This is a genomic window from Streptomyces sp. NPDC093568, assembly GCF_044764945.1.
Taxonomy (GTDB): Bacteria; Actinomycetota; Actinomycetes; order Streptomycetales; family Streptomycetaceae; genus Streptomyces.
In genome coordinates, this window is record NZ_JBIWJD010000001.1 from 788,448 (window position 1) to 800,551 (window position 12,104).

The 12,104-nt window shown below is 71.6% G+C and carries 11 protein-coding genes; 8 read left to right on the forward strand and 3 right to left on the reverse strand.

Going from position 1 to position 12,104, the window contains the following annotated elements; genetic code table 11:
• Nucleotides 1-3: 3 nt before the first annotated feature.
• Entirely contained in the window at nucleotides 4-1,221 is a 1,218-nt protein-coding gene (locus ACIRD7_RS03415) for an MFS transporter (protein ID WP_403449112.1), read from the forward strand.
• Nucleotides 1,222-1,364: 143 nt separating this feature from the next.
• Here the strand turns inward: ACIRD7_RS03415 and ACIRD7_RS03420 are convergent, their stop codons facing one another.
• Entirely contained in the window at nucleotides 1,365-1,844 is a 480-nt protein-coding gene (locus ACIRD7_RS03420; RefSeq protein WP_403449115.1) for a cupredoxin domain-containing protein, read from the reverse strand.
• Nucleotides 1,845-2,059: 215 nt separating this feature from the next.
• On the opposite strand from ACIRD7_RS03420, the gene ACIRD7_RS03425 reads away from it, so the two are divergent.
• From ACIRD7_RS03425 to ACIRD7_RS03445, 5 genes are all read left to right on the forward strand, one after another.
• A complete protein-coding gene (locus ACIRD7_RS03425) occupies nucleotides 2,060-2,641 on the forward strand; it encodes an RNA polymerase sigma factor (protein ID WP_403449117.1) in 582 nt (193 codons plus the stop codon).
• Complete coding sequence (locus ACIRD7_RS03430) at nucleotides 2,634-3,422, forward strand: hypothetical protein (RefSeq protein ID WP_403449120.1); 789 nt, start codon at nucleotides 2,634-2,636, stop codon at nucleotides 3,420-3,422. Before ACIRD7_RS03425 ends, ACIRD7_RS03430 begins: the two co-directional genes overlap by 8 nt.
• 876 nt (nucleotides 3,423-4,298) lie before the next feature.
• Nucleotides 4,299-4,634, forward strand: a complete 336-nt coding sequence (locus ACIRD7_RS03435; RefSeq protein WP_403449122.1) for a hypothetical protein — start codon at nucleotides 4,299-4,301, stop codon at nucleotides 4,632-4,634.
• Between the two features lie 142 nt (nucleotides 4,635-4,776).
• A complete protein-coding gene (locus ACIRD7_RS03440; protein WP_403449124.1) occupies nucleotides 4,777-5,919 on the forward strand; it encodes a PLP-dependent cysteine synthase family protein in 1,143 nt (380 codons plus the stop codon).
• Nucleotides 5,916-7,214: an MFS transporter gene (locus ACIRD7_RS03445; protein WP_403449127.1), complete on the forward strand. Its 1,299-nt coding sequence runs from the start codon at nucleotides 5,916-5,918 to the stop codon at nucleotides 7,212-7,214. The genes ACIRD7_RS03440 and ACIRD7_RS03445 overlap by 4 nt, the downstream gene beginning before the upstream one ends.
• A 58-nt stretch (nucleotides 7,215-7,272) precedes the next feature.
• On the opposite strand, the gene ACIRD7_RS03450 is transcribed toward ACIRD7_RS03445, so the two are convergent.
• Nucleotides 7,273-9,075 (reverse strand): thiamine pyrophosphate-requiring protein, encoded by a 1,803-nt coding sequence (locus ACIRD7_RS03450; protein ID WP_403449129.1) that lies wholly within the window; start codon nucleotides 9,073-9,075, stop codon nucleotides 7,273-7,275.
• A gap of 246 nt (nucleotides 9,076-9,321) precedes the next feature.
• On the opposite strand from ACIRD7_RS03450, the gene ACIRD7_RS03455 reads away from it, so the two are divergent.
• A complete protein-coding gene (locus ACIRD7_RS03455; RefSeq protein ID WP_403449130.1) occupies nucleotides 9,322-10,113 on the forward strand; it encodes an RNA polymerase sigma factor SigF in 792 nt (263 codons plus the stop codon).
• Between the two features lie 15 nt (nucleotides 10,114-10,128).
• On the opposite strand, the gene ACIRD7_RS03460 is transcribed toward ACIRD7_RS03455, so the two are convergent.
• On the reverse strand, nucleotides 10,129-11,256 hold the full coding sequence (locus ACIRD7_RS03460; RefSeq protein ID WP_403449133.1) for a GAF domain-containing protein: 1,128 nt from the start codon (nucleotides 11,254-11,256) through the stop codon (nucleotides 10,129-10,131).
• Nucleotides 11,257-11,379: 123 nt separating this feature from the next.
• On the opposite strand from ACIRD7_RS03460, the gene ACIRD7_RS03465 reads away from it, so the two are divergent.
• On the forward strand, nucleotides 11,380-12,096 hold the full coding sequence (locus tag ACIRD7_RS03465) for an ANTAR domain-containing response regulator (RefSeq protein WP_403449136.1): 717 nt from the start codon (nucleotides 11,380-11,382) through the stop codon (nucleotides 12,094-12,096).
• The last annotated feature ends 8 nt before the right edge of the window (nucleotides 12,097-12,104 follow it).

Here is a 12,104-nt window from a genome sequence, read left to right on the forward strand (position 1 = left end):
GTCGTGACCGACGTCGACGCGCGCGGGGCCGCGACCGGAACCGGGGACCGGTCGCGGCCCCGCGCCGCGCTGCTCGCCCTCTGTCTGACGCAGATCACGAGCTGGGGAATCGTCTACTACGCCTTCCCCGTTCTCAACCCCCGCATCACCGCCGACACCGGCTGGTCCACCACCGCCACCACCGGCGCCTTCTCCGCCGCCCTTGTCGTCTCCGCGCTCGCCGGCATACCCGTCGGCCGCCTCCTCGACCGCCGCGGGCCCCGTGCGGTCATGACCACCGGATCACTCCTCGGCACCGGCGCCGTACTGGGCATGGCGTGGGCGCCCAGCCTCTCCGCGTTCACGGCCGCTTGGCTGCTGGCCGGCGTGGCCATGGCCGCCACCTTCTACCACCCCGCGTTCGCCGCCGTGACGCGCTGGTGGGGAGAGGACCGTATCCGCGCCCTCACGATCGTCACACTCGCCGGCGGCCTGGCTTCCACCGTTTTCGCGCCCCTGACGGCCACCCTCGCCGAGCACTTGAGCTGGCGCGCCACGTACACGGTCCTCGCGGCGGTCCTCGGGGCCGTCACCGTTCCCGCTCATGCCCTCGCCCTACGCGCCCCGTGGCCCGCGGTACCTCTCCGGTCAGCCCAACAGCCCGACGACAGCGGGTCGGTAGCCCGCAGCCGCCCCTTCCTCGTGCTGGCCTCCGCACTCACCCTCAACGGCTTCGCCATGTACGCCGTCGTCATCGCCCTGGTTCCGCTGCTGACCGAGCGCGGCGCGAGCACCACCGCGGCGGCGTGGGCACTCGGCCTCGGCGGGGCGGGCCAGACCCTCGGCCGCACCCTCTACGCCTGCCTGGCCCGCCACACCGGCGTCACCACCCGCACGGTCGCGCTGATCACCGCGGGCGGCGCCACGACGTTGGCCCTCGCCGTCGTCCCGGGCCCCTATCCCTTGCTTCTCCTGCTGGCCATCACGGCGGGCACGGTTCGCGGCAACCTGACCCTCCTGCAGGCCACCGCCGTCACCGACCGCTGGGGCACCACCCACTACGGCCGCCTCTCCGGCCTCCTCGCCGCCCCCGTCACCGTCGCCGGCGCGCTCGCACCCTTCGCCGGGGCCGCCATCGCAGGTGTGCTCGGGGGATACCCGGCACTCTTCCTCGTGCTCGCCGGAATCTCGGTGGGCGCCGGAGCCCTGGCCGTTGCCGGCCGTTCCTGCAAGTCCCCGTAGCAGGCCAGGGAAACAGGGCCGGACCATACTCGGTCGCTACGCGCTCAGCGGCGGTCTGGCCGACCTCCTCGCGGGCAAGCCCAACAGCGGATTCGCCCTGACCCCTGTCAGGACCGGCTGAGCCCCCGGAAGCCGTTTCGGGGTCAGTAGCCACCACCGTCGTTCGTGTCGGTGCCGCCGTCCGGTGAGGCGGTGCCGCCGACGGTGAGTTCGGTCTTCATGCCCATGCCCTTGTGATCGTCCACGGGGCAGTAGACCTCATAGGTTCCGTCCTTCAGCGTGATGGTGAGCTTCGCCGATTCCCCGGGTTCCAGCGTGCGGGTCTTCTCCTCCGTTCCGGAGCCCTCGATCTCCAGGGCATGGTCGTGGTCTCCGTCGTTCGTGGCGACGAAGGTGTAGTCACCCGCCTGGAGCGTGGTGCGGGACAGCTGCATCTTGAAGTCGGTCATCTTGACGTCCACCTGGCTGGTCCCCGGCTCGCCGCTCTTTTCCGGGGCCGACGGTGTCGAGCCGGCACCGTCGTCGTTTCCGCCGCCGCAGGCCACGAGGATGCCCGCCACTGCTCCGGCGGCCAGTCCGGGGACGGCGTTCCTGCGTATGAACGTCATGAGCGTCGTCGTCATGTCTCGGCCCTCCGTGAGAAATCTTTCCTGACCATGAGAAATCGTTCATGACCATGAGAAGGTCGTTTCTGACCGTGAGAATTCGTTCCTGACCAGAGGTACGGAGGGACCGCGCCAGGGGATTTCCGGCGAGCGGGGCCAAGCGGGAGAATGGGGCCGTGATCCCGCGTGGAGCGGGGGGAATCCGTTCGACGAGGTCCGCCGTATCCACTGGTATGCGGCGATCGGGCCTTCCCCTCGGGCGGCTCTCGGACGAGGCGCTGCTGGCGGGAATGGCGACCGGCGCCCCGGAGGTCACCCTCGCGTTCGTGCGCCGGTTCCAGCGCATGGTCTTCGGCATCGCCGTCGCCGTCGTCGACGACCCCCAGCTCGCGGAGGACATCGCCCAGCAGACCTTCGAAAGGGCTTGGCGTCACGCGCAGGTCTACGACTCCCGGCGTGGATCGGTGAAGACCTGGCTGGCGACGATCACGCACAACCTGGCGATCGACGCCGTCCGCGCCCGCAACGCGACCCCGGTCTCCCCGGCGGACCTCGACGCTCTGCTCGGCATCGTGACCCGGACGCCCGAACAGTGGGCGCTCGCCGACGAGACGGCGTCCCGGATACGGGCCGCGGTGGCCGGCCTCCCGCCCCAGCAGGCGCGTGCCGTGGTCATGGCCGGGATCTACGGGATGACCGCACGGCAGATCTCCGAGGTGGAGGGGATCCCCCTCGGCACGGCCAAGACACGGATCAGGGCGGCGATGGGGAAACTGCGGACCGCTCTGGGACCCGAGCGAGCCGATCATGACTGACAGGGACTGCGAGCGGCTGAAGGCCGTCGCCGACGAACTGGCACTGGGTGTCCTCCCCGGTCAGGAGCGAGCCGAGGCCATCGCCCACCTGGACCGCTGCCGCACGTGCCGGGAGCACGTCGAGCAGCTGACGCGCGTAGGAGACGGACTGCTCTCCCTCCTGCCGGGCAGCGAGCCACCCGTCGGCTTCGAGACACGGGTGACGGACGCGCTGCGCCTGAACCCACCGGCACGACGGCGGCGACGACGTGCCGGTGTGGCGATCGCAGCCGCAGCCGCGATCGCCCTCGGGTTCGGCTTCGGTGGCTGGGCCGTCGGTACGGCCATCCAGGGTGCGTCGGCTCCCTCGTCGCGGAGTTCGGAGCCCCCCGGCTCGCAGCCCCTCGGCTCGGCGGAGCGCGGCCTTCTCGCAGCGTCTCTGCTGACACCCGACCACCGCACCGCAGGCCGGATCTTCGCCTACACCGGATCTCCGGGCTGGGTCTACATGTCGGTCCACCTCGGCGGCCACTGGTCCGGCTCCGACTCCCGGGCCGGAGAGGAGTCCGAGGCCGCGGGCTCGCACGAGGGGTACCCGGAGACCGGAACGGTCAGCTGCCAGCTGGAGCGTACGGACGGCACGGCGGTCCACATCGGGGAGTTCGTCCTGGACGACGCCGGCCGCGGCTACTGGGGCGCCCCCACGCGAGTCGACCCGGACACGGTGTCAGGTGCCCGGCTCCTGGACGCGGACGGCTCCGTCCTGGCCACGGCCCACTTCGACGCTCCGCCGAACCGGTGACCGCGGAACACGCAACGGGCCCGGAAACGCGGGTATCAGCACACTCGCCGCAGCAAACCAGCCATACCCCTGGCGAGTTAACCCGATGTTCCAGAACTGGTGGTCGATCTCCACCGACAGGCCGCTAGGATCACGGCATGGTTACGGCCTGGTCGCCCCCGCGCACAGATGGATCCCGCCCCGGTGCGGGTCCGTTGGTGCGCCTGGTGGCCCTGGCCGTGCTCCTGTTCGGTGTCCTGGTGACGCACGGCGCGGACGTGGAGAGCGTCAAAGGGCACCTCTCCACCAGCGCAACGGCTGCTGCGGCAACGCCCGTCGAGCACACGCGCCAGGCAGCCGTCCACTCCGTGCCGCAGTTCACCGCGGCAGCGGGCGAGCGCCACGGCGGTTCCGAACCGTCGCATCCTGGCGAGCAGTGCGCATCCGGACAGCCTCAGCAGAGTTCTGCCTCGCCAACGCCTTGCTTTGCGGCATCGGTTCGCGAATCAGGCCGCGCCGGGGACGTCTTCGCCGTACGCATACCGGCGGCCGGCGAGCCAGTTGACGGGGCGTCACCCGCAGCACTGAGAGCGGCCTCCGTCGTGCGGCAGGTCTAGAAGCACAGAGTCCTCCAACCGGCCTGCCGGTCTTCACCGGTTCGGCTGATCATGCGCGACGAACTCCGGATTCCGTGCCCATGATGGGCCGCTCACGTTCGTCGATGCCGTCCTGACCCCACCCATGCCTGCACGCCTCTCCTCCGTCGTTGTCGGAGAGCGGTGGCAGCGCGGAGGACCTGTGCCGACCCTTTCCCGTACGCCCGCTCGCGCTCCACGGACGCCATGCGGCCCGCCTCCGTGGCGCCGGCTCGTCGTGGCGCTTCGCGGCACGGTCGTGATGACACTCGTGTTGTGCGCCGTCATGCACGGTGTGCTCGACGAGGCACATGCGTCGGTGACGCCTCCCGCCGCCTCGTCGGCCGTCGCCGCGGTGGGCGGCGATCCTCACGGCCCCGACGTTCCCCACGGTGTCGAGGACTGCGTGGCGGACGTGATCCTCCGTCCGGCGGGCCAGTCGCTCGAGGAGCTTCCCCTCGCGGCGACGGCCCTCGTCGTCCTCGCCGCCCTGTCCGTGGCGGCGCTCAGACCTGTCGTAGGGCAGGAAGTCCGCAGACGTCGCGGCGCGCGCACCGGCCGCGCGGCGCTCGTGCGTACGTCTCGGTGGCGGATCTAGACCACTCCCTCGCAGCCGGCCGGCTTCGTCGGCTGCCGCGTCCCCACGGCCCGAACGCGGATCGGTGATCCGCCGTGCCGCCGTGGGGCGCGAGATGAACCCGCACCCGTCGTATTCATCGAGCGAGAGTGAACACACAGACATGCAGTCATTGAGCAAGACCGCGGCTGCCCGCGGGCAGGCGGCCCTGACCGGGCTGGTGGGCAACACCCCCCTGCTGCGGGTGTCGGAGCCGCTGGCCCCGGCCGGGCGCGGCTTCTGGGCGAAGCTCGAGGGGTTCAACCCCGGCGGCATCAAGGACCGCCCGGGGCTGCACATGGTGGAGCGGGCCCGCGCCCGCGGCGACCTGCGGCCCGGCGGACGGATCATCGAGTCCACCAGCGGCACCCTGGGCCTGGGGCTGGCCCTGGCCGGAATGGTGTACGGCCACCCCGTCACCCTGGTGACCGACCCGGGGCTCGAGCTGTCCATGACCCGCCTGCTGACCGCGTACGGCGCCCAGGTCAACGTCGTCTCCGAGCCGCACCCCACGGGCGGCTGGCAGCAAGCGCGCCGCGAGCGCGTACAGCGACTGCTGGAGCAGCACCCCGACTCCTGGTGCCCGGACCAGTACGGCAACCCGGACAACGTCGCCGCCTACACGCCGCTGGCCCTTGAACTCGCCTCCGAGATGGGCCACATCGACGTACTGGTGTGCAGCGTCGGCACCGGAGGCCACTCGGCCGGTGTCTCCCGGGTCCTGCGCCAGCTCTACCCCGAGTTGACGGTCGTCGGCGTGGACACCACCGGCTCCACGATCTTCGGCCAGCCCGCCCGGCCCCGCCTGATGCGGGGACTCGGCTCCAGCATCCACCCCCGCAACGTCGCCTACGACAACTTCTCGGAGGTGCACTGGGTCGCCCCGCACGAGGCGGTGTGGACGTGCCGGCAACTGGCCGCCTCCCACTACGCCACCGGGGGATGGAGCGTGGGCGCGGTCGCGCTCGTGGCCGGCTGGCTGGCCCGGACGATGCCGGCGGACGCACGCGTCGTCGCCGTCTTCCCCGACGGCCCGCAGCGCTACCTGGGGACGGTCTACGACGACGACTACTGCGCCGCCCACGGCCTGCTGGACGGGCCACCGGCGCCCGAGCCCGACCTGGTCGGCCGCCTGGACGAGAAGGAGGTCACCCGCTGGACCCGGTGCACCACCGTGGTCGATCCCCTCACCCTGCGAGGGACGGGAGAGGACGTCGCCCGGTCCGTCCCGAGCGCCGGGCCCGACTCCGCGGAGGAGGACCGGTGAAGGGGCTGCTCACCCAAGTTCGGTCGTACGAACGCAGTGTCCAGCTGCTGATGGTGAACCAGTTCACCATCAACCTCGGCTTCTACATGCTGATGCCCTACCTGGCCGCGCACCTCTCCGGCACACTCGGCCTGGCGGGCTGGATCGTCGGACTCGTGCTCGGCGTACGGAACTTCAGCCAGCAGGGCATGTTCCTCGTCGGCGGGACACTGGCCGACCGGCTCGGCTACAAGCCGATGATCGTCGCCGGGTGCGTGCTGCGGACCCTCGGCTTCGCGACGCTCGGGCTGGTGAACTCGCTGCCCGCACTGCTGGCCGCCTCGGCCGCCACCGGGCTGGCCGGAGCGCTGTTCAACCCCGCCGTGCGGGCGTACCTCGCGGCCGACGCCGGGGAACGCAGGGTCGAGGCGTTCGCCCTGTTCAACGTCTTCTACCAGGCCGGCATCCTGCTGGGACCGCTGGTGGGCATGGTGCTGACCGGGGTGGACTTCCGCGTCACCTGCCTGGTGGCGGCCGGGATCTTCGCGCTGCTGAGCGCCGTACAGATCCGCGCGCTGCCCGCCCGCCGGGCCGAGGACGCCCAGCGCGAGAGCGGCGAAGGCACCGGCGTGCTCGCCCAGTGGCGCGGCATCCTCGCCAACCGGCCGTTCCTCCTCTTCTCCGTCGCCATGATCGGGTCGTACGTCCTGACCTTCCAGGTCTACCTGGCCCTGCCACTGGAGGTACGCCGGCTCGGCGGAGACGGGGAGTTCGGCACGGCGGCCGTGGCGGTGCTGTTCGCCGTCTCCGGGCTCAGCACCATCCTCGGTCAGACACGGGTGACGGCCTGGTGCAAGGCACGCTATGAGCCCGGGCAGGCGCTCGTGCGCGGGCTGCTGGCCATGGGCACGGCCTTCGTTCCCCTGCTGCTGGCGACATTGGTTCCCGTACCGGACTCCCGGATCGGGCTGTGGCTGCTCGCGGCGGTGCCGCCGACGCTCGCCGCGCTGCTGCTCGCCTTGGGCACGATGATCGCCTACCCGTTCGAGATGGACACCATCGTCCGCCTCTCCGGAGACCGACTCGTCGCCACGCACTACGGGCTCTACAACACGATCTGCGGCATCGGCATCACCGTCGGAAACCTCGGTACCGGCGCCGCACTCGACGCGGCCCGCGCGGCCGGTATGCCCGCGCTGCCATGGCTCACGCTCGCCGCGCTCGGTCTGGCGTGCGCGGCCGCCCTGCACGGCCTGCACCGCACCGGCCGCCTGGCAGCACCACCCGCCGCCGCACCGCTGCCCGCGACCGCCTGACCCAACAGCCCGCCATCCCGGGGGCGGGGCACCGCACGGTGCCCCGCCCCTGGTCCACTCAGCCCCGCTTCTTCTCCCGCCCCGGCAAGAACTCCTGCATCTTCGCCTTGAACCCCTGCCTGACCATCGACCCCCGGTCCGCGTCCCCCTTCAGGATCGACGCGGCCGTCGCCTCCATCTGGTCCCAGGTGGCGTGCGGGGGGATCGGGGGTACGGCCGGGTCCGTGACGAACTCGATCACCGCGGGGCCGTCCGCCTCCAGGCCCGCGCGCCAGCCCGCCTCGACGTCCTCGGGCTTCTCCACGCGGATGCCGGTCAGGCCGAGGGAGCGGGCGAAGGCGGCGTACTGGACGTCGGGGAGTTCCTGGGAGGGCAGGAAGGAGGGGGCGCCCTCCATGGCACGCATCTCCCAGGTCACCTGGTTGAGGTCGTGATTGTTGAACACGGCCACGACCAGGCGGGGGTCCTCCCACAGGTCCTTGTACTTCGCGGCCGTGATCAGCTCCGCCAGGCCGTTCATCTGCATCGCCCCGTCCCCGACCAGCGCGATCGCCGGACGGTTCGGGTGGGCGAACTTGGCGCCGATGGCGTACGGCACCCCGCAGCCCATCGTCGCCAGCGTCCCGGACAGCGAGGCGCGCATGCCGGGGCGCATCGTCAGGTGGCGGGCGTACCAGTTCGCCGCCGAGCCCGAGTCGGAGGAGATGATCGCGTCGGCCGGGAGCAGCGGGTCCAGGGCGCGGGTGACGTACTCCGGGTTGATCGGGTCGGCGGACAGCCCGGCGCGGCGCTCCATCACCTCGTGCCAGTGCGTCACGTTGTCGCACACCGTCTCGAACCACTCACGGCCCCGCTCCTCGGACCTGATCAGCGGGATCAGCCGCTCCAGCGTCGCCTTCGCGTCGCCGACGAGATTCACCTCGTACGGGTACCGCATCCCGACCATGTGCGGATCGATGTCGATCTGCACCCCCCGCGCCTTGCCGAAGTCCGGCAGGAACTGGGTGTAGGGGAAGGAGGAGCCAATGGTCAGCAACGTGTCGCAGTCCCGCATGAGTTCGTACGACGGGCGCGTGCCCAGCAGGCCGATCGAGCCGGTGACGTAGGGCAGTTCGTCGCTCAGGACGTCCTTGCCGAGCAGCGCCTTGGCCACGCCCGCGCCCAGCAGTTCCGCGATCCGCTCCACCTCGGCGCGCGCCCCGGACGCGCCCTGGCCCACCAGGATCGCCACCTTGTCACCGGTGTTGAGGATCTCCGCGGCCCGGTTGACCGAGTCGTCGGAGGGGACGGCCGTCCAGGAACTGCGGTCCAGGCTGGACGGCACCATCTTGAACTCGTGCGTGGGCGGCGAGTAGTCGAGCTCCTGCACATCGCCGGGGATGATGATCGCCGTCGGGGCGCGGCGGGCGTACGCGGTGCGGATGGCGCGGTCCAGGACGTTCGGCAGCTGCTCGGGGACCGTCACCGTCTCCACGAAGTCCGAGGCGACGTCCTTGAAGAGGGTGTGCAGGTCGACCTCCTGCTGGTACGAACCGCCCATCGCGGTGCGGTGCGTCTGGCCGACGATCGCGAGGACCGGGACGTGGTCGAGCTTGGCGTCGTACAGGCCGTTGAGCAGGTGGATCGCGCCGGGTCCCGAGGTCGCCGCGCACACTCCGAGGCGGCCGCTGAACTTGGCGTAGCCGACCGCCTGGAACGCGGACATCTCCTCGTGCCGGGACTGGATGAAACGCGGCTCGTTCTCGGCCCGGCCCCAGGCGGCCAGGAGGCCGTTGATGCCGTCACCCGGATAGCCGAACACATGCTCCACGCCCCACTCGCGCAGGCGCTGCAGGACGTGGTCGGCGACCTTGGTGCTCATGCGGGACCTCCTGGATCCGAGGGGATTGCGCGGCACCGCTCCGAGTGACCCCGCGCCGGGGTGGAAAACCTGCGACCTGGTTTGAGGCGCGGAAGTGGGGGCAGGCGGTCCAGCAGTGCTTCGGACAGGAGGCACGTCCGTGTGAGTGGCGACGTCCCACCACGGGTGTGTCCGGTTCCGGCGCTCGCCCGCACTCCCACGGTGACCTACCAACCCAGAGCACGACCAAGGGAGTTGCGACGCAACATGCCCACTCCAGTGAGCGCGAAGCACCACCCGCACGACGACGCCCCCGACACCGCCGCGGACTTCCGCAGGCTCGCCACGCTGCCCGAGGGGCAGCAGCGCGACAGCGTCCGCGAGCGGATCATCGAGGCCTGGCTGCCCATGGCCGACCGGCTGGCCGGACGTTTCCGCAGCCGCGGCGAGAGCTTCGAGGACCTGCGGCAGGTCGCCGCCCTCGGGCTGGTCAAGGCCGTCGACCGATACGACCCCGAGCGCGGCAACGCCTTCGAGAGCTACGCCGTGCCCACCATCACCGGCGAGATCAAGCGGCACTTCCGCGACCACATGTGGACGCTGCACGTGCCCCGCCGGGTCCAGGACCTGCGCAACCGCGTACGGTTCGCCGTCCACGACCTCCAGACCGTCTCGGGCCGCCGGCCGACCGTCGCCGAACTCGCCGCGCACGCGGACATGAGCGAGACCGACGTCCGGGTCGGCCTGGAGGCGCTGGAGAGTTTCACCGCCCTGTCCCTCGACGCGGAGCTGCCCGGCAGCGACGACGGGTACTCGCTGAGCGACGCGCTCGGCTCCGCCGACCCCGCGCTGGACACGGTCGTCGACCGTGAGGCCGTCGCGCCCCAGCTCGCCGCCCTCCCCGAGCGGGAGCGGGCGATTCTGTACATGCGGTTCTTCGGCGACATGACGCAGAGCCGGATCGCGGAGCAGCTGGGCATCTCGCAGATGCACGTGTCGCGGCTCATCAGCCGGTGCTGTGACCGGGTGCGCGAGCAAGTGCTGAGCGACGTGGCCTGAGGCGCGGGCCGCCCCTCAGGGGGTCGCGGTGATCGCCGTCGTCAGGTGGCGGGACATCGTGTCCAGGGCCTTCGCCTCCGCCATGGAGAACGGCGGGCGGGGCCCGCACCTGAAGAGGCTCAGCACGCCCAGCACCGCCCCCTCGGCCGACAGGGGCACGCACAGCAGTGACGTGACGTTGGCCTGTACGAGGACGGGGGCGCCCTGAGTGTCCCGGCCGAAGGCGTCCGGGTTCTCGGGGCGCACCTGGAGCGACGGCGATCCGGTGCGTGCCGTCTCCGCGACCAGGGGGCAGGCGGCCGGGTCCTGTGCCGCGAGCGCGGCCGTCTCCCGGTCCGAGGGGGACAGCACCGCCGTACGGGACATCCCGTCGGCGACCGTGTCGACGATCACCCAGTCGGCGAAGCGGTCGTGGAGGACCCGGGCGGCCGCGCGGAGGACCGTCTCGCGGTCGCCGCGCGGTGCGGTCAGCAGGGTCGTGGTCATCTCGTCCAGCAGGTCCATCAGGGCCGCGTGCCGGGTGGCCTCCGTGAGGTCGGGCAGCTGGACCACCGGGCTCTCCCCGGGCTCCATGACACCGGACCCGCGCAGGTCCCCGGGGACCATCACCACCAGCACCGTGGGGTGCGGCTCGCCGCTCGGGCGTACGGCGGTCAGGGTCGCGCGGACCGGGGCCGACGGGTGCTGCTGGAGACGCACGGTGAGGCTGCGGTCGCCCTCGCCGCGGGCCACCGCTGCGGCCTGCGAACGGAACGCCGCCCGGTCGGCGTGCGCGAGGAGACCCGTCAGCGGGCGGCCCGTCGCATAGCCGGCCCGGACGCCGGTGAAGGACGTCGCCGCGAAGTTCAGCCGGCGCACCACCGCCTCACGGTCCACCAGGGCCACTGGCAGCGGGAAGTGCTGGAACACCGCCCGCAGCAGATGCTGTTCCTGACGGTCGGCGGACGCCGAACGCGGCAGTCCGCTGGAGGACAGCCGCTCGAACCATGGCCACAACTGGCCCGCGACATGGTCGAGTTCGAAGATCGCCGCGTCCAGGACCGTCGGAAGGTCCCCCTCGGACACGGACCGCGCCGCCTTGAGTTCCGCGACGCGGCGCACGAAATCCGCGAGCTCTTCACCAAACCCGTCCGTCTTCTCCATGGTGATGAACCTAGCTGGCCGCGAGGGGTTGCGGGGCGCCGGGGTCCAACCGGTTCCCCTTGTTCTCCAGCTGTTTTCCCCGCACAGGACCGGGAACGCGCAGGAAGGAGGGAGGAGTTGAGGATGCCCGCTGACGACCGTGTGGGTCACTGGGGAGACGAGTCCGCGGAGGCGGCCCTGCCGGGGCGCAGACTGTCCGTGCTGGCCGAGCAGGCCGTGCGCTGCACCACCGACTGCTGTGGAGCGAGCAGCATGGTCGCGGGGCCGGGTGCCGAGCGGCCCGCCGCCGTCACCCATCCCGACCTCGCCTCCCTCGTCGCCGTACAACTGCGCTCCGGGGACGGGCCGATCCCGGCCGCCCTGGAACGCGGTGAGCCCGTCGACTCCGCCGACCTGCTGCACGACGAGCGCTGGCCCGAGTACCGCGCCATGGCGCTCGACTCGGGCGTGCGGTCCAGCGTCACGTTCCCCTTCCGCCGGTCCGGCCTGACGGTGACGCTCAGTCTCTACAGCTTCCGGCCCGGCGCCTTGGAGGACGCCCGGCACGGGCCCGTGCACGCCCTCGGCGAATTCGCCGCGAGCTGCCTCGTCCGCGACCGCTCCTACCGCGCCGCGCTCACCGAGCTGGACCACCTCGGCACCGCCCTGCGCTCCCGGCCCGTCGTCGACCAGGCGTGCGGCATCGTCATGCACGTCCTCGGCTGCGACGCCGACGCCGCCTTCGCCGTACTGCGCCGTATCTCGCAGGGCACGAACCGCAAGCTGGCGGACGTCGCCGCCGGCGTCGTCAGGAGGCGGGGGCGGGGGCTGGAGGGCGATCTGGCGGCGCTGATGAACTGACCGGGGGC

Excerpts from the sequence above, each read along its gene's own strand:
- ACIRD7_RS03420 (WP_403449115.1), bottom strand. The coding sequence starts at position 1,844 with ATGACGACGACGCTCATGACGTTCATACGCAGGAACGCCGTCCCCGGA.
- ACIRD7_RS03425 (WP_403449117.1), top strand. The coding sequence starts at position 2,060 with ATGCGGCGATCGGGCCTTCCCCTCGGGCGGCTCTCGGACGAGGCGCTG.
- ACIRD7_RS03430 (WP_403449120.1), top strand. The coding sequence starts at position 2,634 with ATGACTGACAGGGACTGCGAGCGGCTGAAGGCCGTCGCCGACGAACTG.
- ACIRD7_RS03435 (WP_403449122.1), top strand. The coding sequence starts at position 4,299 with ATGACACTCGTGTTGTGCGCCGTCATGCACGGTGTGCTCGACGAGGCA.
- ACIRD7_RS03440 (WP_403449124.1), top strand. The coding sequence starts at position 4,777 with ATGCAGTCATTGAGCAAGACCGCGGCTGCCCGCGGGCAGGCGGCCCTG.
- ACIRD7_RS03450 (WP_403449129.1), bottom strand. The coding sequence starts at position 9,075 with ATGAGCACCAAGGTCGCCGACCACGTCCTGCAGCGCCTGCGCGAGTGG.
- ACIRD7_RS03455 (WP_403449130.1), top strand. The coding sequence starts at position 9,322 with ATGCCCACTCCAGTGAGCGCGAAGCACCACCCGCACGACGACGCCCCC.
- ACIRD7_RS03460 (WP_403449133.1), bottom strand. The coding sequence starts at position 11,256 with ATGGAGAAGACGGACGGGTTTGGTGAAGAGCTCGCGGATTTCGTGCGC.
- ACIRD7_RS03465 (WP_403449136.1), top strand. The coding sequence starts at position 11,380 with ATGCCCGCTGACGACCGTGTGGGTCACTGGGGAGACGAGTCCGCGGAG.